Source organism: Uruburuella testudinis, assembly GCF_022870865.1.
Lineage (GTDB): Bacteria > Pseudomonadota > Gammaproteobacteria > Burkholderiales > Neisseriaceae > Neisseria > Neisseria testudinis.
The window spans coordinates 97,519-119,514 of record NZ_CP091508.1 but is presented as its reverse complement, the minus strand read 5'-3'; the positions used below and the strand labels follow the sequence as shown (position 1 = coordinate 119,514).

The following is a 21,996-nucleotide window of genomic DNA, read 5'->3' as shown; positions in this document are numbered from 1 at the left end:
CCATAATGATTGAGAGACAAAAATGCAAACAATGAAAGAATTTTATGGAATAAGTATAGATAAAAGTGCGGAATTTGCCATTGTTCCGGATGAATACAATGAGGGAGCCTATATCTTAACGATTTTTGACCCTGACATTGAAGATAATGCAGCCGCTTTTGTAGAAACTTTTGAATGCGACACCTATGAAGAAGCAATGGAAGGCGGCCTAGAATATCGAATGCACTATAATTACATGACAACAGAAGATGTCATTGCTGCTGAAATGAAGCGTTTTAATGAAGCATCTAAACACTAATGTCTAAGCCTTTCCTCAAATGGGCAGGCGGCAAAAGCAAGCTTGTTCCTTTCATTCAGTTTAACTTACCCACTGAACCGCGCAAACGCTTGATTGAGCCGTTTGCCGGCTCAGCTGCCTTGTCGTTGTCGCTGGAATTTGATGCTTATCTGTTGAATGACACCAACCCCGACCTAATCGGCCTGTATCAAATTTTAAAGCAGGAAAAACAATATTTTATTGATTTTACACGCCAGTTTTTTACATCTGAAAATAATCAAGAAGCCCGCTTTTACGAGCTGCGAGAGCAGTTTAATCAGAGTGCCGATCTAACCGAACGGTCAGCCTTGTTTGTTTATCTCAATCGCCATGCGTTTAATGGCTTATGCCGTTACAACAGCAAAGGCAGGTTTAATGTGCCGTTTGGGCGCTATAGATCACCTTATTTCCCTGAGGCTGAAATGCAGGGCTTTATTCAAAAATCCAACCGCATTGAAATACTGTGTAGTGATTTTCAGACGGCCTTGGCTTTGGCTACAGATGATGATGTTGTGTATTGTGATCCACCTTATGTTCCCCTGAGTGAAACGGCTTCCTTTACCGCGTATGCCAAGGGTGGCTTTAATATGGATGACCAAAACCGCTTGGCACTGGCGGCGAAAGAAGCAGCAGAACAATCGCAAGGCGTGTTGATTTCCAATCATGATACCGCCTTTACCCGTGAAATTTATAAAGATGCCCGCTTAGCATTAATTGACGTGCAAAGAAATATCGCAGCCAAAGGAAGCAGCCGTCAAAAAGTGGGAGAACTATTGGCAGTTTATGGCGAATGAATTTAATAAGTTGGCTGAAGAGGCCGCCATTTACCACAGCCGTCTGAAAAAATCGGTTTCAGACGGCCTGATTATTTACAATGAAAATTCGTTGAATGTCATGCGGCGAATTTTAGATAAGCATCCCAACGGTTGTTTTGATATGATTTTTGCCGACCCGCCTTATTTTTTATCCAATGACGGTTTTAGCTGTCAAAACGGACAAATGGTGTCGGTGAATAAAGGAGAATGGGATAAATCCAAAGGCATGGCCGCTGATTTGGAATTTTATGAAAAGTGGTTGCGGCTGTGTTACGCATTGCTCAAACCAAACGGCACAATTTGGGTATGCGGCACTTACCATAATGTTTATATGGTGGGCTATATGATGCAGCTCATCGGCTATCATATTTTAAACAATATCACTTGGGAAAAACCCAATCCGCCACCCAATTTATCCTGCCGCTTTTTCACCCATTCAACCGAAACATTACTATGGGCGAAAAAAGATAAAAAAGCCAAACACATATTTCATTATGATGTGATGAAAGCGCAAAACGGCGACAAGCAGATGAAATGCGTTTGGCAATTTACGCCGCCAGGAAAGTTAGAAAAAACATTCGGCAAACATCCTACGCAAAAGCCATTGGCCTTATTGGAGCGATGTATCTTGGCAGCATCCAACCCAGGAGATTTAATTTTTGACCCCTTTATGGGCAGTGGCACCACGGCGGTAGCGGCTTTAAAACATAGTCGGCAATTTTGCGGTTGCGAATTAGAATCAAACTATTTTGAATTAGCAAAGAAAAGGATAAATAATGATTAAAGATGGAAAAGGGGGCAGCAATACACAAACAGGTTTACATTTTGAATCTAAGGCCGATATTCGTACAATATTTGAATCTATTCCTGGCTACAATTTAAGGCCAACACCCGACAATGCAGGTTATGAAGTCTGGTTTAATGAGGAATTACTGGCTCATTGTTTTAAAAAGCAAGAGTTTTACCGATTTTTAGCACGATACAATGTCAACTGGAGAGAGCATTTATCCAAACGCTTAGAGCCGGATAATGGTCTGTTTGTAATTGTCCGCGATACGCTATTTATCATTGAAATCAAATTCCAACATGTATCTGGATCAGTAGATGAAAAATTGCAAACCTGCGATTTCAAACGTAAACAATATACCAAGTTGGTTCATGCTTTGGGCTGGCGGGTTGAATACGTCTATGTATTGAGTGATTGGTACAAACATCCGAAATATCGTGACACATTAGATTATATTTTATGTATGAATTGCCATTATCAATTTAACGCCATCCCTCTAAAATGGCTGGGCTTGCCCGATGTTAATTCCCAACCATAATAAAATGGAAATAAAATGTCTTCATCATTTCAATTATTTATTTCACAGCTATCAGAAACCAATGCCACATTAGGCTATTTTACTGATTTCCCCAAAATCAGAGCCAATGTCGGCAAAATCGCCATCAAGCTCAATCAACTTAATTATTTAATCGGCAAAGAAGATTTAAAATCAGCCATTGAAGACTTGTATCAGGAAAATCCTAAAGTATTTGAAATACTGGATATTTTAATTGCCATCCGCAAAAACAAAAAAGCCAAAACATTTAACAGCCAAGGCGATATTGTTGTTTTAGACAGCTATTTTCATTCACCTGATAAAATCTTTGAATATATTCAAGAAACCGGCTTGGCAGAAGTTTTTCAAAATAAAGACATCACCAATCTGGTGGATTATGTTTTCGGTATCGAAGTCGGGCTGGATACCAATGCCCGCAAAAACCGTGGTGGCGATAACATGGCCAATGCCGTTGCCTTACTGTTTGGGAGTGAAAATTTACTGTTTAAATCTGAAGTACCCAGCACGCTTTTTCCCGAGATTACCACGCTGGGGGTGGATGTAAAACGCTTTGATTTTGTGATTAAAACCCGCCTAAAAACCTACTTTATTGAAACGAATTACTATAACAGCGGCGGTTCAAAATTAAATGAGGTAGCCAGAGCCTATTCGGATGTTGCGCCGAAAATCAACCAATATCCAAATTATGAATTTGTTTGGATAACCGATGGTCAAGGTTGGCTTTCAGCTAAAAACAAACTGGAAGCAGCGATTAGTATTATTTCAAGCGTATATAATTTATCGACAATCGATAAATTTATTGAGCAAATCAAAAACGAAGGCAATATTGAATTTTAATAAACAGGCCGTCTGAAATTTCAGACGGCCTGTTTGACTCATCACAGCATCAGCCGACTTTATCGCCCGGCTGTGCGCCTGTGTCGACATCCAGCAATTTCAATTTGCCCTCTGCGGTGGCGGCGCTCAAAATCATGCCTTCGCTGGTGCCGAATTTGGCCATTTTGCGCGGGGCGAAGTTGGCGACGGCGATGACCATGCGGCCGTTGAGTTCGGCCGGGTTGGGGTAGGAGGCGGCGATGCCGGAGAAAATGGTGCGCTGCTCAAAGCCGAAATCGAGTGAGAATTTCAACAGCTTGGTGCTGCCTTCGACGGCTTCGCAGTTCAATACTTTGGCTACGCGCATGTCGATTTTCATAAAGTCGTCGAAACTTGCCTGTTCGGCCACGGGGGCGTAGTTTGAGGTGCCGGCAGGGGTTTCGGCGGCCGTTTGAATGCTTTGTTTGTTGGCTTCGATTAAGTTGTCCACTTGTTGTTGCTCCACACGTTGCATGAGATGTTGGTATTTGTTGATGCTGTGGCCGTCTGAAAGGTGGCGGACGGCATCGGCCCAGCTCAGTTGCGGCAGGTTGAGAAAACCGGCGGCTTGGGCGGCCACGTTCGGCAATACGGGCGCCAGGTAAACGCTGAGGGTTTTGAAGGCATTTATCAGCTCGCTGCACACTTGGTGCAGGCGTTCTTCTTGGCCTTCTTGTTTGGCCAGCTCCCACGGTTTGTTGGCATCGACATATTCGTTGACGGTATCGGCCAATGCCATGATGTCGCGCAGGGCTTTGGCGTATTCGCGGTTTTCGTAGTCGGCGGCGATGGTGTCGCTTTGCGCGGCGAGCTGTTGCAGCAGGGGGCTGTCGGAAACGTTTTTCAGACGGCCTTCAAAGCGTTTGGCGATAAAGCCGGCGGCGCGTGCGGCGATGTTGACGTATTTGCCGACCAAATCGCTGTTGACGCGGGCGATAAAGTCTTGCAGGTTGAGGTCGATGTCTTCGATGCGGCTGTTAAGCTTGGCGGCGATGTAGTAGCGCATCCACTCGGGGTTGAGCTTTTGGTCGAGATAGGATTTGGCAGTAATGAAGGTGCCGCGCGATTTCGACATTTTTTGGCCGTCAACGGTGAGAAAGCCGTGGGCGAATACGCCGGTGGGGGCGCGGTGACCGCTGTATTTGAGCATGGCCGGCCAAAACAGGGCGTGGAAATAGAGGATGTCTTTGCCGATAAAGTGATACATCTCGGTGGGGCTGCCGGCTTTGAAAAATTCGTCGAAATCAACGCCGATGCGCTCGCACAGGTTTTTAAACGAGGCCATGTAGCCCACGGGGGCGTCGAGCCACACGTAGAAATATTTGCCGGGCGCGTCGGGGATTTCAAAGCCGAAATAGGGCGCATCGCGGGAGATGTCCCAATCGCTCAGGCCGCCTTCGCCGTTTTCATCGGGGGCGAGCCATTCTTTCATTTTGTTGAGTGCTTCGGCCTGTAGGTGCGGCTGCACGCGGCCGTCGGCCAAGGTGGTGCTGCCCGAAGTCCATGCTTGCAGATATTCGACGCATTCGCCGAGTTTGAAGAAGAAGTGTTCACTCTCTTTGAGCACCGGCGCGGCGCCGGAAATGGCGGAATAAGGTTTAATCAGCTCGGTGGGCGAATAGGTGGTGCCGCACACTTCGCAGTTGTCGCCGTATTGGTCTTGGGCGTGGCATTTGGGGCATTCGCCTTTGACGAAGCGGTCGGGCAGAAACATGTTTTTTTCGGGGTCGAACAGCTGCTCGATGGTGCGCGCTTCGATTTTGCCGTTGGCTTTGAGGGCGCGGTAAATCTGTTCGGAAAACTGTTTGTTTTCAGGCGAATGGGTGCTGTAGTAGTTGTCGTAGCCGATGCCGAAGCCGCTGAAGTCGGCCAGATGCTCTTCGCGCACTTTGGCAATCATGTCTTCCGGCGAAATGCCCTGCTTTTGGGCGGCCAGCATCACGGGGGTGCCGTGGGTATCGTCGGCGCAGCAGTAATAGCATTCGTGGCCGCGCAGCTTTTGAAAGCGCACCCAAATATCGGTTTGAATGTGCTCGACCATGTGGCCGAGGTGGATGCTGCCGTTGGCATAAGGCAGCGCGGAGGTAACGAGGATTTTGCGTTGTGTCATGTGATGTGTTCTTCATAGAAAACCAATGCTGTGGATTATAGCTTTTTTTCAGACGGCCTTGTGGGTTGTTGCGGCCATAATACGCATACCTTTTGAATGATATTGAGGCCGTCTGAAAATAAATCATTTCAGACGGCCTCAATATTAATGACAAGGTGCGCAGGCAGATTATGCCATTCGCAAAGCAACCTGGCTGTGTCGGCTCGCTGCCTTGTCGGCTTACTTTGGTGAATGGGTATTATGCCTGGTTTATTTTTTCCAGCAAAAACGCCAATGCAAACTGCACGGCCCGGGCGCGCACGGCATCGCGGCCGCCTTCGAAACAGGCTTTCTCTGCCCAGATATGCTGTTTGCCGGCCAGGCCGAACCATACTGTGCCCACGGGTTTTTCATCGCTGCCGCCGCCGGGGCCGGCGATGCCGGAGATGCTCAGGGCAAAATCGGCCTTGGCGGCCAAAAGCGCGCCCAATGCCATTTCGCGCACGGTTTCTTCGCTCACCGCGCCGTAAAAATCAAGCGTGGCGGTGTTGACGCCCAACAGCTGTTCTTTGGCGGCGTTGCTGTAGGTAATAAAGCCCATGTCAAACCAATTCGAGCTGCCCGGCAAACGGGTAAGCTCGGCCGCCAGCAGGCCGCCGGTGCAGGATTCGGCGCAGGTTACGGTGTGGTTTTGTTCGAGCAGGCGGGTGGTTACGGCTTCCAGGGTATTCATGATGTGTTGGTTCCGAAAGGTTTTTTCATACCCATTCACAAAAACAACCAACTGCGTTGGCTCACCCGCCGCTTTGCCGGCTGGCTTTTGTGAACGGCTATTCAAACAGCCGCTGAAAAAGAATCGGCTGCCTGCATCAACAGACCGTCTGCCACAGATTTGGTTTCAGACGGCCTCATGATGTCTGTTCAAAAAAACAAGCCAATAACGCGGCGGTCTGAAAACCGCATCGTGCAGACAGCGTATGGCAACGCGGGCAAGGCCGTCAGGTATTTTTGAATGGCGCGTACTTATTTATTTTCTGGCTTTAAAGCTCAGCAAATGCTGCTGTGTGGCCAGCCAGGCGCCGGCAATGCCTAAGGCGGTTACCACCGCCAACACGGTCAGAATTTCCCAGGCATGGAAAAACCGCCATTCGATATTGAGGCCGTAGGGGCGGAAAATCTGGCTGATCAGCGGCTGGCTGGCGCGCATCAGCCAGGCGCACAGGCCGATGCTGATGGCGGCAGACAATACGCTCTGCCAAGCGGCTTGGTATAAAAACGGGCGGCGGATAAACGAAGCGGGGGCGCCCAACAGCTTGGTGATTTCGATTTCTTCTTTGCGGCTCAAGATTTGCAGGCGGATGGTGTTGTGCGCCACCAGCACAAACGCCACGCTCAGGGTGATGGCGAGAAACCAGAAAATTTTGTGCACGAAATCATTGATTTGGTAGAGGGTCTGCATCCATTCGGTGTCGAGTTTGGCGGCTTCCACCATCGGCAGATCGGCCAAATCCTGCTGCAAAGCCTGTATCGCCGAGGGCGCGGTGCCGGCATCGGGGGTAACGATAAACACATCGGGCAGCGGATTTTCATCGAGCATCGACACCAAATCCTGCCCGCCCATGCTTTGCTGCAATTCTTCGAGGCCGGCTTGTTTGGCGACGAATTCGCTGTTTTCGATGCGCGTATCTTCGGCCAGCAGGTTTTTCACCGCTTCGTTGTCGACTTCATCGGCGCCCAATTCCATATAGAGGGTAATCTGCGGCGCCTCGTTGAGTTTGCCGAGCACCGCCTGCCCGCTTTGCACGCCCAGATACAGCGCCAGCGGCAGTGTCATGGCAATCGAGAGCATCAGCAGAATCAAAAGCGTGGCCAAAGGCTGGCGGATAAAGTGGCGGGCGGCATTGCGGGCAGATTCGGCGTGGAGCGAGAGATAGTGTTTCATGAGGCGAATCTGCCTTCCTGCAAGCGTAAAATACGGTGGCCGTAGTCGGCCATCAGGGTTTCATCGTGTGCGGCCACAATCACGGTGGTGCCCGCTTCGTGAAAGGTTTTGAATAATTCCATAATATCGAGTGCATAGGCGCGGTCGAGGTTGGCGGAAGGCTCGTCGGCAATCAGCAGGCTGGGCTGGTGCACCACGGCGCGGGCGATACACAAACGCTGCTGTTCGCCGCCCGAGAGTGTCACCGGGTCGGCATGCTCGCGCCCGCCCAGCCCCACTTTTTCAATCGCCACCCGCGCGCGCTTTTCGGCCTGCGCACGGTCGTAGCCGATGATGCGCAGCGGCAGCAGCACGTTTTGCAGCACGTTGCGGTCAAACAAGATTTTGTGGTCTTGAAACACGATGCCGATGTGCTGGCGCAGAAAGCCGATTTGGTTGTCGTTGAGGCCGCCGATGTCTTGCCGGTTCATCCACACCTTACCGGTGGTGGGCTTGGTGATACCGGCAATCAGCTTGAGCATGGTGGATTTGCCCGCGCCGGAATGGCCGGCCACGAAAATCATCTCGCCTTTATCGATATTGAAGCTGACGTTTTTCAGCGCGTGAAAACCGCCGGGATAGGTTTTGGAAACTTGCTCGAAACGGATCATGATTGTGCTCAAAATGAAAAAGGGCTTTCAGACGGCCTGTTATGCCCATTCGCAAAAGTAAGCTCGCAAAGAGTAGAGAAGGCAAGCCAACGCCGTGAGATTATTTTTGTGAATGGGTGTGAATGGGTATGATCAATCATCAGGCCGTCTGAAAAACATTATGACCGATTATACAGAATATTGTTGCAAGAATCCTTTATAATACTCGACAACCGCGGCCGCACCGGAGCGCGCCGGCCATTTGGTTTACAGATGTACTCTACCCCTCAAAAACCACAGGCCAAGCCGCCCAAGCGGTCTGAACAAACTGCCGAAAAGGAACCCCCATGCTCACGCCCGAACAAGTTAAAGAAATGATTGCCGCCGTTGCGTCCTGCGAACACATCGAAGTGGAAGGCGACGGCCACCATTTTTTCGCCCACATCGTTTCCGCTGCATTTGAAGGCAAAGCCCGCCTCGCCCGCCACCGCCTGATTAAAGACGGGCTGAAAGAAAAGCTCGCCAGCAACGAATTGCACGCCCTGTCGATCAGCACCGCCGCCACCCCTGCCGAATGGGCGGCCAAACAATCCTAAGGCATGCCGACCATTGGTTTTTGAAGGGCAAAATACACCTTCATTCCCGCTTTCAGACGGCCTTGACAACACGCATCGGGGCCGTCTGAAATTTTACCTGCCATACAAACGCAATCTGCGCAAAATCCACTATAATTTAACTCAATTTGCAGATTCCCTCCCCTTGATTCCACAGGCCGCCCGATCGCCTGTGCCGCAACGAAAGAACCACCCATGGACAAACTCAAAATCACCGGCAACGGCCCTTTAAACGGCGAAATCACCGTATCCGGCGCCAAAAATGCCGCGCTGCCGCTGATGTGTGCCGGCCTCTTAACCGAAGGCACGCTGCGCCTGAAAAACGTGCCCATGCTGCGCGACGTAAAAACCACCCAAAAACTGCTGCAAGGCATGGGCGCGCGCGTGCTGACCGATAACATTTCCGAATTTGAAATCAACGGCGGCACCGTCAACAACACCGTTGCCCCTTATGAATTGGTAAAAACCATGCGCGCTTCGATTCTGGTGCTCGGCCCCACGCTGGCACGTTTCGGCGAAGCGCAAGTGAGCCTGCCCGGCGGCTGCGCCATCGGCTCGCGCCCGGTCGACCAACACCTCAAAGGCCTCGAAGCCATGGGCGCCGAAATCGTGATCGAGCATGGTTACGTTAAAGCCAAAGGCCGTCTGAAAGGCGCACGTGTGGTGATGGACATGGTTACCGTGGGCGGCACCGAAAACCTGCTGATGGCCGCCACGCTGGCCGAAGGCACCACCGTATTGGAAAACTGCGCCATCGAGCCCGAAGTGGTCGATTTGGCCGAATGCCTGATAAAAATGGGCGCCAAAATCAGCGGCATCGGCACCGCCACCATGACCGTAGAAGGCGTAGAAGCGCTGCACGGCGCGGAACACAGCGTGGTGCCCGACCGCATCGAAGCCGGCACCTTCCTCTGCGCCGTAGCCATGGCCGGCGGCAAAGTGGTGTTGCGCAACGCCGCCCCGAAAACCATGGAAGCCGTGCTCGACAAGCTGGTGGAAGCCGGTGCCGTGATCGAAGCCGGCGACGACTGGATCGCCATCGACATGCCGCAACGCCCCAAAGCAGTCGACATCCGCACCATGCCGCACCCCGGCTTCCCCACCGACATGCAGGCGCAGTTTATGGCCATGAACGCCGTGGCCGAGGGCAGCGGCAAAGTGGTGGAAACCATTTTTGAAAACCGCTTCATGCACGTGCCCGAACTCAACCGTATGGGTGCCGACATTGCCGCCGAGGGCAACACCGCCATCGTGAAAGGCGTGGCAAAACTTTCCGGCGCCACTGTGATGGCCACCGACCTGCGCGCTTCCGCCAGCCTGGTGATTGCCGGCCTGATTGCCGAGGGCGAAACCATCGTCGAGCGCATCTACCATCTCGACCGCGGCTACGAACATATCGAAGAAAAACTCGGCAAAGTGGGCGCGAAAATCGAGCGCATCGCTTAGGGTGTCCTGATGTGTCGATTTATAGGTGCTTTTACCTCTGAAAAACGCATTGTCCCAACCCCTTAATCCGCCGCTGTCCTTCAAACAGGCCGTCTGAAACCAATCGTATTTCAGACGGCCTGTTTGATTTCATCACGCCTGTTAACAAATATTTATCCAAACCCGATTTTAGCCGCCCTTCAAAAAGCCCTAGGGTGTCCTGACCATTCGATTTACGGGTGTATTTTGCCCCTGAAAACGCATCTGCTGCGTTAAAAAGCCTCGCAAGATGTCCAATCTTGCTGCATTTTTTGCCTGGCATCTGCATTTCTAGGAACAAAAATCCCCTCATAAACTAATGGTCAGGGCACCCTAGACCGCAGCGCCTTGTTTATTGCACACGATTGCATTAAGCTTAGGCCGTCTGAAACCCATTCACAAAAATCAGCCGGCAAGGCGGCGCGCAGATGCCGTTAGATTATTTTTATGAACGGGTATCAAAACTTTTTATCAGGAGCCTGCTATGTCTGTGATTACCCGCACCTTAAGCTACACAACCGCCGACGGTTTAACCCTGCAAAGCCATTTGTGCCTGCCCGAACAGGCTGCCGACGAATTGTCCGGCGTGCTGGTGGCACCGGAGTGGTGGGGGCTGAGCGAGCACGCCAAACGTGCGGCAGAGCGGCTGGCCGAAGCCGGTTATGCCGCGCTGGCGATGGATTTGTATGGCGACGCATGCCTCACCGACGATGCCGCCCAAGCCAACGAATGGATGACGGCAGTGCTGGCCGACCCGGCCATTTTGGTCGAACGCACCGACTTGGCCTTTCACGCGCTGACCGCCCAAAGCCAAATCAATCCCCACAGCATCGGCGCCATCGGTTTTTGCTTCGGCGGCAAAGTGGTGCTCGACATGGCCCGCCGCGGTGCCGATTTAAAAGCCGTTACCAGCTTCCACGGCAACCTCACCCCCGCCATACCGGCACAAGAAGGCTTTATCAAAGGCAGCCTGCTGATCGAACACGCCGAGAAAGACACCATGGTCACCCTCGACGATCTCGCCGCCTTCGAGCAGGAAATGAACGCCGCCAAAGTGCGCTACAGCGTGGATATTTTCCCCGGTGCCAAACACGGCTTCACCAACCCGCAAGCCACCCGCAACGGCGAGAAAAACGGTGTGGATCTGGCCTACAACGAAGAAGCCGCCGCGTCGGCCTGGCAAAACATGCTCAATTTGCTCGGGCGCACTTTATAAGCACGCCGCAACAGGCCGTCTGAAAAGTTTCAGACGGCCTGTATCGCTCAAACACTTATCGCAACAGCAATTAAATCACTGCATGCTCTTAAATTAATCTCATTGTTTTAAAAAATAAATTAATAAAAGATTGTTGGCGTTAAAATTGCCGAACCCATAATGGCCGAAGCCAAACCCGCGAATTTGGCCACCGGCGGTCTGAAATATTGGATATTTCAGCCAAACCGCCATGCTGATGGCCGGGCCGGCACCTGATCCCGGCAATCTTGCACGGCGGCAACGGCACCTTATTCAAAATCAAGTGATTGCACCGCCGCTGCCCCGCGCCTTACCGGAGCCCGTTTATGAACCGCCAAACCCTGATTCAAACCCTGCCCAAAGCCGAGCTGCATGTACACATCGAAGGCACTTTCGAGCCCGAGCTGATGTTTGCCATCGCCCGCCGCAACGGCGTCGGCATTCCCTATGCCAGCGTAGAAGAAGTCAAGGCCGCCTATGATTTCCACAATCTGCAATCGTTTTTGGATATTTATTACGCCGGTGCCGAAGTGCTGCTGCACGAGCAGGATTTTTACGAGCTCACGCTGGCCTATCTCCAGCGCTGCCGCGATGACAACGTGGTGCATACCGAAATCTTTTTCGACCCGCAAACCCATACTGAACGCGGTGTGCCCTTTGCCACCGTGTTAGGCGGCATCCGCCGCGCCTGCCTCGAAGCCGAACAGCAATGGGGCATCACCAGCCTGCTGATTATGTGCTTTTTGCGCCACCTCTCCGAAGATGCGGCATTCGCCACACTCGAAGCCGCATTGCCGCATCGGGAACACATTATCGGCGTGGGGCTGGATTCGAGCGAAGTGGGGCACCCGCCCGCCAAATTCGAACGCGTGTTTGCCGCCGCCCGCGAAGCCGGCTTCCTCACCGTGGCTCATGCCGGTGAAGAAGGGCCGCCCGAATATATATGGCAGGCGCTGGATTTGCTCAAAGTGTCGCGCATCGACCACGGCGTGCGCGCCGAAGAAGACGAAACCCTGACCGCACGCCTGATTGCCGAGCAAATGCCGCTCACCGTCTGCCCTTTGAGCAACCTGAAGCTCAAAGTGGTTGATAATCTGGCCGCCCACAACCTGCGCCGCCTGTTGCAACGCGGTGTGTGCGTTACCGTGAATTCAGACGATCCGGCTTATTTCGGCGGCTATATGAACCAAAATTTCAACGCGCTGGTGCAAGCCCTCGATTTGAGCACTGCCGAAATCAAACAGCTGTGTGAAAACTCATTTCAGGCATCGTTTTTAAGCGAAACCGCCAAAGCCGCCTGGTGCCGGAATATTCGTCAGGCCGTCTGAAACCCATTCCGGGCTGCATAGGCGGAACAGGTTGGCTTGGCACTTCAGCGCCCCGTGGTGCCATGATGTGTTGTTTATGAGGGGATTTTTGTTCCTGAAAGCGCATCTGCTGCGTTAAAAAGCCTCGCAAGATGTCTAATCTTGCTGCGTTTTTGCCTTTGATTTGCCGCTTTGCTTTTATCAACAAATATAAGGCCGTCTGAAAATATGGTTTTCAGACGGCCTGATACTCATCACCATTCATAAAAATAAGCCAACGGCGCTGGCCCGCCGCCTTGTTCGCTTACTGTTGCGAACGGGTTTCAGCTGATGATGTGGTGAGCTGACTTTTACAAACGGGTATCCGTTAAACGCCTCTATCAAATTTTCCAATGAAAATAAATGAATATCTTCAATCTCTCTCGTGAATATAAGTAATAAAAACTATTTGCATTTGAATATCAACAGGCATATAAAGATAAGTAAATATTTCTCAATTGATACACTGATTATGTTTATTGCTTTTCTGATTATGCTGCGCGAGGGCATTGAAGCTGCGCTGATTGTGGGCATTGTGGCCGGCTTTCTGAAACAGTCCGGCCACAGCCGGCTGATGCCGAAAGTGTGGCTGGGCGTAGTGCTGGCGGCTTTGATGTGTTTGGCGTTGGGCTACGGCATCCACCGTGAAACCGGTGAAATTCCGCAAAAACAACAAGAGCTGGTGGTGGGCATTATCGGGCTGGTGGCGGTGGCCATGATCAGCTACATGATTTTGTGGATGCAGAAAGCCGCCCGTTCGATGAAACAACACGTGCAGCAATCGGTGCAGGCGGCGCTCAACCGCGGCAACGGCCACGGCTGGGCGCTGGTGGGCATGGCTTTTTTGGCGGTGGCGCGCGAAGGCTTGGAGAGTGTCTTTTTTCTGATTGCGGTATTCCAGCAAAGCCCTTCCTGGCGCATGCCCGCCGGTGCCGTGTTGGGTTTGGCTGCCGCGGTGCTGATCGGCACGCTGATTTATCAGGGCGGCATCCGCATCAATCTGGCAAAATTTTTCCGCTGGACCGGGGTGTTTCTGATTGTGGTGGCAGCCGGCCTGCTCGCCGGATCGCTGCGGGCGCTGCATGAAGCAGGCGTGTGGAACCATTTTCAGGATACCGCCTTTCATGCGGCGCATATTCTGCACGAAGACAGCCCGCTGGGCGTGATTCTGGGCGGATTTTTCGGCTACAGCGACCACCCGAGCCGGGGCGAAGTCGGCGCTTGGCTCCTGTATCTGATACCGATGCTGTTTTGGTTTTTACGCAGCAGCAAACCGCTGCCTGCCCGTTGATTTTAATCTTGCTTAAATAAAGGGTTTTACATGAAAACATTGAATATCACCGCCTTATCTGTGTTGCTGGCTTTGGGCTTGGGTGCCTGCCAGCCGCCCGAAGCAGAAAAACCGGCGGCCTCGGGCGCATCTGCCGGTGCGGCCAATACCGACGGCAGCGTGAATGTGGCGGTAAACGATGCCGCCTGCGAGCCGATGGCGCTGAGCGTGCCGAGCGGCCAAACCGTGTTCAATATTCAAAACAACAGCGGCCGCAAGCTCGAATGGGAGATTTTGCAGGGCGTGATGGTGGTCGACGAGCGCGAAAACATCGCCCCCGGCCTTGCCGATAAGATGACGGTAACCCTGCTGCCGGGCGAATACGAGATGACTTGCGGCCTGCTCACCAACCCGCGCGGCAAGCTCACGGTAACCGACAGCGGCTTTACCCCCACCGAATCGCAAGCCGATATGGCCAAGCTGGAGCAGCCGCTGGCCGACTATAAAGTTTATGTGCAGGGCGAAGCCAAAGAATTGGTGGCCAAAACCGAAGCTTTTGTGGCGGCCGTCAAAGCCGGCAATATTGACGCGGCCAAAGCACAGTTTGCATCCGCCCGCTACCATTATGAGCGTATCGAGCCGATTGCCGAGCTGTTTAACGAGCTTGATCCCGCCATCGATGCGCGTGAAGACGATTTCAAACAAGGCCCGACCGACCCGGCCTTCACCGGCTTCCACCGCATCGAATACGCTTTATGGGTAGAAAACAGCACCGCCGGCGTCAATGAAACTGCCGACAAACTGCTGGCCGATGTGAAAGCGCTGCAACAGGAAATCGATGTTTTGTCGTTCCCGCCCAATAAAGTAGTGGGCGGCGCGGCAGTGTTGATTGAAGAAGTGGCCGGCAGCAAAATCAGCGGCGAAGAAGACCGCTACAGCCACACCGATTTGAGCGACTTTCAAGCCAATGTGGAAGGCGCCGAGAAAATTGTGGCGCTGTTCCGCCCGCTGATTGCCGAGAAAAACCAAGCATTGCTCGATAAAACCGATGCCAATTTCAAAACCGTAAACGACATTCTGGCCAAATACAAAACCGCCGGCGGCTTTGAAACTTACGACAAACTCAGCGAAGCCGACCGCAAAGCACTCCAGGCGCCGGTTAACGCGCTGGCCGAAGATTTGGCGCAACTGCGCGGCACTTTGGGCTTGAATTGATGGCATCAGCAGCTTTCAGACGGCCTTAACTTGATGGATAAGGCCGTCTGAACGATTGATTGAAATGCAGGCGCTGCCCGGCCGGCTGATCAGTTATCAACAAACCGTAACCCGGCAGTTTTTCAGACGGCCTTTGTTAAAGCAGAAATATTTCACTGTTTCCTGATAGAAGCGGCCATTGAATCACGGCATTTTTTCAATCAATCTAATTGTTTTAAAAGAGAAATTAATAAAATATTTTCAGGTAAAACTGCCGAATCTATCCATTGAAGCATCACGGTTTGACCACAGGCCGTCTGAAACCGCGCACGCTGCCTTTTTCAGACGGCCTCAACAATCCACAAATAAAATCAGGACAACAACCATGAACCCCGATTCCCCCACCCAACCCGAAAAACGCACCCTGCTCAAAGGCGCACTCGCCGCCGGCATCGCCGCAGCGGCAGGCGGTTTTGCCTATGGCGAAAAAAAAGGCCGCGCCGAAGAAAAAACCGAACAAGCGCAACACCGCAGCGAAAGCTACAACTGCTACGGCTCCCACCAGCAAGGCATTGTCACGCCGCACCAGCCGTTTGCCATCATGGCCGCATTTGACGTCTCCGCACAAACCCCGTCGCAGCTGGAAAACCTGTTGCGCATGCTCACCGCCCGCATCCAGTTTCTGACCCGCGGCGGCGAGCTGCAAGACGGCGACGCCAAACTGCCGCCCGCCGGCAGCGGCATTCTCGGCAAAACCATCAAGCCCGACGGCCTGACCATCACCGTGTCGGTGGGCGCCAGCCTGTTTGACCAACGCTTCGGGCTGGCCGCCAAAAAGCCCAAACATCTGGTGGAAATGACGCGCTTTCCCAACGACAAACTCGCCGCCGAATGGTGTGACGGCGACTTGAGCATCCAAATCTGCGCCTTCACCCCCGAAACCTGCCAAAACGCCCTGCGCGACCTGATTAAAAACACCGCCCAATACGCCATCATCCGCTGGAGCATCGACGGTTTTCTGCCCAAAACCGAGCCGGGCGCCGCCGCACGCAACCTGTTCGGCTTTCGCGACGGCTCGGGCAACCCCGATGTGCAAAACCCGCAAACCGCCGATGAAGTATTGTGGACAGGCATAGCCGCCAACAGCCTCGATGAGCCCGAATGGGCGAAAAACGGCAGCTATCAGGCCGTGCGCCTCATCCGCCATTTTGTCGAATTTTGGGACCGCACCCCGCTGCAAGAGCAGCAAACCATTTTCGGGCGCGAAAAATACAGCGGCGCCCCGCTCGGCGGCCAAACCGAAATGGAAACGCCCGATTACGGCAAAGACCCTGACGGCAAAGTGATTCCGAAAGACAGCCACATGCGCCTGGCCAACCCGCGCGACCCCGAATTTATGAAAAAGCATCTGTTGTTCAGACGGCCTTTCGACTATTCACGCGGCCTGGCCAAATCGGGTCAGCTCGATGTCGGGCTGGTTTTCATCTGCTATCAGGCCAATCTTGCCGACGGCTTTATCTTCGTGCAAAACCTGCTCAACGGCGAGCCGCTGGAAGAATACATCAGCCCGTTTGGCGGCGGCTATTTCTTCACCCTGCCGGGCGTGGAAGAAGGCGGCTTTTTCGGCCAAAGCCTGCTGCGCGCATAACGGCACCCGGTTTCCCGCCCCTGTTCCAGCGGGAGAGGGTTAGGGTTTCCCAAGGTGGGTAACACAGCATGATTCGCAGGCAAAACCCACACCACACAGCGGCCGCTTGTTGAAAAAAGCTTGAGGCCGTCTGAAAACTTTCAGACGGCCTCAAGCTTTGGCCTTTATCGGTTATTGCTTGTGAACAGGCGCCACTTTGGCCGCCCGCATAAATTCGGCCACATAATCATCGGCAGGCCGGTGCAGCAAGGTTTGCGGCGTGCCCGACTGTACCAATTCGCCGTCTTTCAAAATGGCGATGCAATGCCCCATTTTCAGCGCCTCATCAATATCGTGGGTAATAAACACAATGGTTTTGCGCAGCCGCTGCTGCAAATCGAGCAATTGGTCTTGCAGCTTGGTGCGGATCAGCGGATCAAGTGCCGAAAAAGCTTCGTCCATCAAAATAATGTCCGTATCTGACGCCAGCGCCCGTGCCAAGCCGACACGCTGCCGCATGCCGCCTGAAAGCGCTTCGGGATAGCTGGCTTCGTATCCGGCCAACCCCACTTCATTTAACCAATGGCGGGCAGTTTCATGCTGCGTTTTGGGCGGCAGACCGCGCACGCGCAGGGCGTATTCGGTGTTTTGCAGCACAGTCAGATGCGGCAGCAGGCCGAAATGCTGAAACACCATGCTCACGCGCTGCTGGCGGAAATCGCGCAGCGCTTTGGCGCCCAACGCGGTAACGTTGGTGCCGTCTACCCAGATTTCGCCGCAACTGGGCTCAATCAGGCGGTTGATATGGCGCACCAATGTGGATTTGCCCGAGCCCGACAAACCCATAATGCAGAAAATGCCGCCGGCGGGAATCTCCAGCGTGATATGGCGCAGGCCGACCTGGCAGCCGGTGGCCTGAAAAATTTCATCGCCCGGCGCATTTTGCCGCAGCATCGCCAGCGCACGCGTGCACGCCTTATCTTGGCCGTAGATTTTGCTGATGTTGTCGAATCGGATGGTCATAACGGTTCCGGTAATGGGTGGATGGCAATGATTTTGCTGTCGGCGCGGTTGCCTTTTTTGCTCGCCAACCGCATGGTTCAGGCTTTCTGGCTATGTGTTGATAAAAGGATTTTTGCTCCTGAACATGCAGATGCCGGGCAAAAGCGCTCATCAATCACATGCTCACCTAGTTATTTTTTACGCCCGCGCCCGTAGGCTTGGGTGATGCGGTCGCTAATAATCGCCAGAATCACAATCGCCGCCCCCGCTTCTACCCCCTGGCCGATATTGAGCGTTTGCACCGCCTGCAACACATATTCGCCCAAGCCGCGGGCGCCGATCATGCTGGCCAGCACCACCATGCCCAGCGACATCATCACCGCCTGATTGATGCCCGCCATGATGCTGGGCTTGGCCTGCGGCAGCAGCACCCACAACAACAATTGCCGGCGCGTGCTGCCGAACGATTCGGCCGCTTCAATCATCTGTGGGTTCACTTGGCGGATGCCCAGCGCAGTGAGGCGGATCAGGGGCGCGATGGCGTATACCACGGTGGCAAACAGCGCCGGCACCTTACCGATGCCGAACAGCATCAGCACCGGAATCAGATACACAAAACTCGGCATGGTCTGCATCACATCGAGCACCGGCGAGAACAGCTTGTGCAGGCGCGGGCTGCGGGCCATCACAATGCCGGCGGGAATGCCGATGATGATGATAAACAGCGCCGAAGCCAGCAGCAGCGCCAAAGTCTGCATCAGCGCCGCCCACAAGCCGAGCGAGCCGATGGCGTAAAACCCGAAGGCACACAAAGCAGCAAACCACAGCTTGCGGGTGGCATGCCAGCCGATGCCGCCCACCAAGAGCAGCACCAACCACGCCGGCAGGCGCTGCAAAGCCCGCTCAAGCGGCAGCAGCAGCGAATCGAGGGTGATTTGGCTGACATGGCGAAATTGCGCACCGTGTTGCTGCACGGTGTTTGACAGCGAGCGGTTTAAGCCCTCGGCCACCGACCACGAAGCGAAAATACCGGCTTCGGCGCGCCCGCCGGTTTCCAGCGCCGCATTCAAACGCTCTGCCGCCTCGGCGCTGACCCACTGCCGCCACACTTCAGGATGCTGCTGCAAAAACAAACGTGCCTGCGCCGCACCGCTGCGCTGGTTTTCCGTCATCTCCAAAATGGCGCGGTTGAGCATATCGGGGGCAAACTGAATGTTTCCGATAAGCTGCACCAACTCGGGATAGGCCGTCTGAAACGGTGCCGACACCGACATCGCCAGCTTGGATACCGGAAAGCCCGACACACAATTATTGCGGCTGTCGGCCTGAAGCAGCGTCTGCCAGCAGCCGTCGTGATAGGGCGGAAACGCCACCGGCTCGAAGCGGTATTTCGCCATCAGCCCCGTGGGTTGCCAATAATAGAAAAGAATCGGTTTTTGCTGCTCGTAGGCAGAAGAAATTTCCGCATCCAGCGCCGCGCCGGTGCCCGGGTGCACATTATTGAACACCGCATCCAGGCCGGTATTGGCCAACAGGCGGGTGTTAAACGTTTCACACGTCCAGCCGCTGGGGCAGTTGAGAAAACGCGCTTTTTGCGGCTGCTCGGGGTCGGGAAACAAATCTTTAAAACGCACCAAATCAGACACATCACGCAAATCGGGATGGGCTTTTTTCACATAATCGGGCACATACCAGCCCTGCTGCGCACCGCCCTGAAGGGTGTCGCCGATAACCGCCGCGCGGCCTTCGTCAATCGCTTTTTGCATGACGGGCGAACGACCCACCCATTGTTCGGCAATGATTTGAATATCGTCTTGCGCCAGCGCCGTTTCCAGCGCCGTGGTGGTGCCGGGCACAGTTTCCACCGTGCAGCCGTAGCCTTGCTGCAACAGGGTTTGCAACACCGCCGTGGTAAACTGGCCGCTTTCCCAATCGAGCGCACCCAGTTTTATCGGCCGCTCCGGCACACAGGCCGCTGCAAAGGGGGCGCACACCAGCAGCAGGCAAACGACCAGCCAGCGTTGCAAACGCGTCATAAAATGTCCTTGAAATAATGTGGCAATCGGCATATTGCTGTTTTACCACAAACAGGCCGTCTGAAACAAACTGCTTATAAACAAGCATGTATGTTTAACACCAGCAAAAACATGATTTACGCAATAAATACCCGTCTTAACATATTAAATGGCTATCATTGCCGCATCTCTTCCCAACACCAATGTAAGGAAAACACAATGAAAAAAACCGCAGCCATTTCTGCCGCCGTATTGATGGGGCTCGCCCTCACTGCCTGCTCCGCCGACAAACCGCAACGCGGCTCCAAACACGAGCAAGGCATGCACAAAGATTTCAAACGCGGCGGTCTGCCCCGTGATTTGCGCGATTTAAACCTCACCGATGCGCAAAAAGCCCAAATCGAGCAAATCATGCAGCAAAACCGCCCGCAACGCGGCGAGCGCCCCGCGCCTGATGCGGCTGAGCGCGAGCAATTCCGCAGCCGGATGGAAGCCCGCCGCGCCGCTGAAAACAGCCTGCTGACCAACCCCACTTTCGATGAAGCTGCCGCCCGCAACCTGATTGCCCAAGGCGACCAATACCAAGCCCAACGCCAACAGCGCCACAACGAAGCCGAGCTGCAACAGCTGAAAACCCGCCATGCCGTTATGCAGGTGCTTACGCCCGAACAGCGCCAACAATGGCTGGCCAAACAACAGCAGCGCCAAGATGCCCGTAAAAACGGCCGCACGCCGCAAGACAAACCCGCCCAACGCTGATGCAACATTAAATCAAGCTGTATTCCCTGCTGTTTAAGCGCAGCCTTGGCCGTCTGAAAATCTTGTTTCAGACGGCCTTTTTCATATTTGCGGGCACAAATCGGCTACAATACAGTCTGATATCTCAACCCCCGGCAGCATCCGTCGGCCTTGGTTGCAAATTTGGCCGACGCCTTTATTTTTCCCAACAACCTTTTCAGACGGCCTCAAACCTTATGAATGCACGCTGGCTATACACCCAATTATGGCGCATCGCACCAGCGCTTATCCGCCGCTATCTGCGCCGCCGCGGCCGAAAAGCGCCCGCCTATCTCGAGCATTGGGGCGAGCGCTTCGGCACACCGCTGGCCGACCCGGTGCAGCAGCCGCTGTGGATACATGCCGTGTCGGTAGGCGAAACCCGCGCCGCCCAACCGCTGATTGCCGAGCTGAAAAAATATTTTCCCGACGCGCCGCTGTTGCTCACACAAATGACACCAACCGGCCGCGCCACCGCCCAAGCGCTGTATCCCGATGCACAATGCCGCTATCTGCCTTACGACAAGCCCGAATACGTGCGCCGTTTTCTGCACGAACACCGGCCGCGGCTGGGCATTCTGATGGAAACCGAAATCTGGCCCAACCTGATGCACGGCTGCACCGAAGCCGGCGTGCCGCTGTTTCTGGCCAACGCCCGCCTGTCGGAAAAATCGCAAAACGGCTATTTGAAAATACGCCCGCTGGTGGCGCCCGCGCTGGCCGGCCTGTGCGGCTGCTACGCCCAAACCGCCGCCGATGCCGAACGGCTGCACTTTATCGGCGCATCCAACGTGCACGTGTGCGGCAACAGCAAATACGACATCACCCCGAGCGCCGCCATGCACGATTGCGCCGCCGCCTTCAAACAACGCATCGGCAGCCGCCCGGTCGTGGTCTGCGCCAGCACCCGCGAACACGAAGGCACTGATGAAGCGGCCTTGCTGTTGCAAGCCTGGCAGCATCAGAGCGATGCCTTGCTGGTGATTGTGCCGCGCCACCCCGAACGCTTTCAGACGGCCTTTGATTTAGCCGCACAACACGGCTTCAAAGTTCAAAAACGCAGCGACAACGCCCCGGTTGCTGCCGATACGCAAGTGTGGATAGGCGACAGCATGGGCGAATTGTTCGGCTATTATCTGGCCGCCGACATCGCCTTTGTCGGCGGCAGCCTGGTCGACACCGGCTGTCAAAACATCATCGAACCGATTGCCTGCGGCGTTCCCACCCTGTTTGGCCCCTCCACCTATAATTTTGCCGATGCCTGCCAAGGCGCACTGCAAGCCGGCGCCGCCAAACAAATAGCCGACGCCGAACAATGGCGCCATGCCGTAACCGAATGGCTGGCGCACCCCGAACAACGGGCGCAATATGCCGGCCGCGCCGAAGCTTTTGTTGCCCGCCACCGCGGCGCCAGCGCCCGCATGGCCGCCAAAATCGCCGAGGCCGTCTGAACCCATTCACCAA

Annotated in this window: 21 protein-coding genes; 14 read left to right on the top strand and 7 right to left on the bottom strand. The window is 53.9% G+C overall.

Annotation, left to right across the window (positions count from 1 at the left end; genetic code table 11):
• The first annotated feature begins 22 nt into the window (after window positions 1-22).
• Genes LVJ83_RS00540 through LVJ83_RS00520 form a run of 5 tightly spaced genes read left to right on the top strand, consistent with a single transcriptional unit; the run spans window position 23 to window position 3,311 of the window.
• Complete coding sequence (locus tag LVJ83_RS00540) at window positions 23-298, top strand: hypothetical protein (protein ID WP_244785265.1); 276 nt, start codon at window positions 23-25, stop codon at window positions 296-298.
• Complete coding sequence (locus LVJ83_RS00535) at window positions 298-1,110, top strand: Dam family site-specific DNA-(adenine-N6)-methyltransferase (RefSeq protein WP_244785263.1); 813 nt, start codon at window positions 298-300, stop codon at window positions 1,108-1,110. The genes LVJ83_RS00540 and LVJ83_RS00535 overlap by 1 nt, the downstream gene beginning before the upstream one ends.
• Window positions 1,100-1,915 carry a DNA-methyltransferase gene (locus LVJ83_RS00530; protein ID WP_244785261.1) on the top strand — a complete coding sequence of 272 codons (816 nt, stop codon included), beginning with the start codon at window positions 1,100-1,102 and terminating at the stop codon, window positions 1,913-1,915. Before LVJ83_RS00535 ends, LVJ83_RS00530 begins: the two co-directional genes overlap by 11 nt.
• Entirely contained in the window at window positions 1,908-2,456 is a 549-nt protein-coding gene (locus LVJ83_RS00525) for a hypothetical protein (RefSeq protein WP_244785260.1), read from the top strand. Before LVJ83_RS00530 ends, LVJ83_RS00525 begins: the two co-directional genes overlap by 8 nt.
• A 15-nt stretch (window positions 2,457-2,471) precedes the next feature.
• The gene (locus tag LVJ83_RS00520) at window positions 2,472-3,311 is read left to right on the top strand and encodes a type II restriction endonuclease (protein ID WP_244785259.1); all 840 of its coding nucleotides are present in this window, start codon (window positions 2,472-2,474) and stop codon (window positions 3,309-3,311) included.
• Between the two features lie 49 nt (window positions 3,312-3,360).
• Here the strand turns inward: LVJ83_RS00520 and metG are convergent, their stop codons facing one another.
• The 4 genes from metG to ftsE all read right to left on the bottom strand — a co-directional run bounded on the left by metG (window position 3,361) and on the right by ftsE (window position 8,010).
• Window positions 3,361-5,439, bottom strand: a complete 2,079-nt coding sequence (metG, locus tag LVJ83_RS00515) for a methionine--tRNA ligase (RefSeq protein ID WP_244785258.1) — start codon at window positions 5,437-5,439, stop codon at window positions 3,361-3,363.
• A 238-nt stretch (window positions 5,440-5,677) separates the two neighbouring features.
• A complete protein-coding gene (locus LVJ83_RS00510; RefSeq protein WP_244785257.1) occupies window positions 5,678-6,151 on the bottom strand; it encodes a CinA family protein in 474 nt (157 codons plus the stop codon).
• 294 nt (window positions 6,152-6,445) lie between these two features.
• Entirely contained in the window at window positions 6,446-7,360 is a 915-nt protein-coding gene (gene ftsX / locus LVJ83_RS00505; RefSeq protein ID WP_244785256.1) for a permease-like cell division protein FtsX, read from the bottom strand.
• Window positions 7,357-8,010, bottom strand: a complete 654-nt coding sequence (gene ftsE, locus LVJ83_RS00500) for a cell division ATP-binding protein FtsE (RefSeq protein ID WP_244787572.1) — start codon at window positions 8,008-8,010, stop codon at window positions 7,357-7,359. The genes ftsX and ftsE overlap by 4 nt, the downstream gene beginning before the upstream one ends.
• 326 nt (window positions 8,011-8,336) lie before the next feature.
• Between ftsE and LVJ83_RS00495 the strand changes: the two genes are divergently transcribed.
• Complete coding sequence (locus tag LVJ83_RS00495) at window positions 8,337-8,585, top strand: BolA family protein (RefSeq protein ID WP_244785255.1); 249 nt, start codon at window positions 8,337-8,339, stop codon at window positions 8,583-8,585.
• Window positions 8,586-8,798: 213 nt separating this feature from the next.
• The gene (gene murA / locus LVJ83_RS00490) at window positions 8,799-10,049 is read left to right on the top strand and encodes a UDP-N-acetylglucosamine 1-carboxyvinyltransferase (RefSeq protein WP_244785254.1); all 1,251 of its coding nucleotides are present in this window, start codon (window positions 8,799-8,801) and stop codon (window positions 10,047-10,049) included.
• A gap of 31 nt (window positions 10,050-10,080) precedes the next feature.
• Here murA and LVJ83_RS00485 read toward each other — a convergent pair whose 3' ends face one another.
• A complete protein-coding gene (locus LVJ83_RS00485; RefSeq protein WP_244785253.1) occupies window positions 10,081-10,380 on the bottom strand; it encodes a hypothetical protein in 300 nt (99 codons plus the stop codon).
• Window positions 10,381-10,551: 171 nt separating this feature from the next.
• Between LVJ83_RS00485 and LVJ83_RS00480 the strand changes: the two genes are divergently transcribed.
• The 5 genes from LVJ83_RS00480 (at window position 10,552) to efeB (ending at window position 16,759) form a co-directional block, all read left to right on the top strand.
• Window positions 10,552-11,283 (top strand): dienelactone hydrolase family protein, encoded by a 732-nt coding sequence (locus LVJ83_RS00480; protein ID WP_244785252.1) that lies wholly within the window; start codon window positions 10,552-10,554, stop codon window positions 11,281-11,283.
• 344 nt (window positions 11,284-11,627) lie between these two features.
• The gene (locus LVJ83_RS00475; protein ID WP_244785251.1) at window positions 11,628-12,629 is read left to right on the top strand and encodes an adenosine deaminase; all 1,002 of its coding nucleotides are present in this window, start codon (window positions 11,628-11,630) and stop codon (window positions 12,627-12,629) included.
• A gap of 490 nt (window positions 12,630-13,119) precedes the next feature.
• Window positions 13,120-13,938: an iron uptake transporter permease EfeU gene (efeU, locus tag LVJ83_RS00470; protein ID WP_244785250.1), complete on the top strand. Its 819-nt coding sequence runs from the start codon at window positions 13,120-13,122 to the stop codon at window positions 13,936-13,938.
• Between the two features lie 30 nt (window positions 13,939-13,968).
• Window positions 13,969-15,132, top strand: coding sequence for an iron uptake system protein EfeO (gene efeO / locus LVJ83_RS00465; RefSeq protein ID WP_244785249.1), 1,164 nt, complete (start codon window positions 13,969-13,971; stop codon window positions 15,130-15,132).
• Window positions 15,133-15,496: 364 nt separating this feature from the next.
• The gene (gene efeB / locus LVJ83_RS00460; RefSeq protein WP_244785248.1) at window positions 15,497-16,759 is read left to right on the top strand and encodes an iron uptake transporter deferrochelatase/peroxidase subunit; all 1,263 of its coding nucleotides are present in this window, start codon (window positions 15,497-15,499) and stop codon (window positions 16,757-16,759) included.
• Window positions 16,760-16,930: 171 nt separating this feature from the next.
• On the opposite strand, the gene LVJ83_RS00455 is transcribed toward efeB, so the two are convergent.
• Both LVJ83_RS00455 and LVJ83_RS00450 read right to left on the bottom strand, forming a co-directional pair.
• Complete coding sequence (locus LVJ83_RS00455; protein WP_244785247.1) at window positions 16,931-17,761, bottom strand: betaine/proline/choline family ABC transporter ATP-binding protein; 831 nt, start codon at window positions 17,759-17,761, stop codon at window positions 16,931-16,933.
• A gap of 170 nt (window positions 17,762-17,931) precedes the next feature.
• Window positions 17,932-19,776 (bottom strand): glycine betaine ABC transporter substrate-binding protein, encoded by a 1,845-nt coding sequence (locus LVJ83_RS00450; protein WP_244785246.1) that lies wholly within the window; start codon window positions 19,774-19,776, stop codon window positions 17,932-17,934.
• A gap of 198 nt (window positions 19,777-19,974) precedes the next feature.
• Between LVJ83_RS00450 and LVJ83_RS00445 the strand changes: the two genes are divergently transcribed.
• Together LVJ83_RS00445 and waaA are read left to right on the top strand one after the other, a co-directional pair.
• Complete coding sequence (locus LVJ83_RS00445) at window positions 19,975-20,514, top strand: Spy/CpxP family protein refolding chaperone (protein ID WP_244785245.1); 540 nt, start codon at window positions 19,975-19,977, stop codon at window positions 20,512-20,514.
• A 215-nt stretch (window positions 20,515-20,729) separates the two neighbouring features.
• A complete protein-coding gene (waaA, locus tag LVJ83_RS00440; protein WP_244785244.1) occupies window positions 20,730-21,983 on the top strand; it encodes a lipid IV(A) 3-deoxy-D-manno-octulosonic acid transferase in 1,254 nt (417 codons plus the stop codon).
• Window positions 21,984-21,996 lie beyond the last annotated feature (13 nt).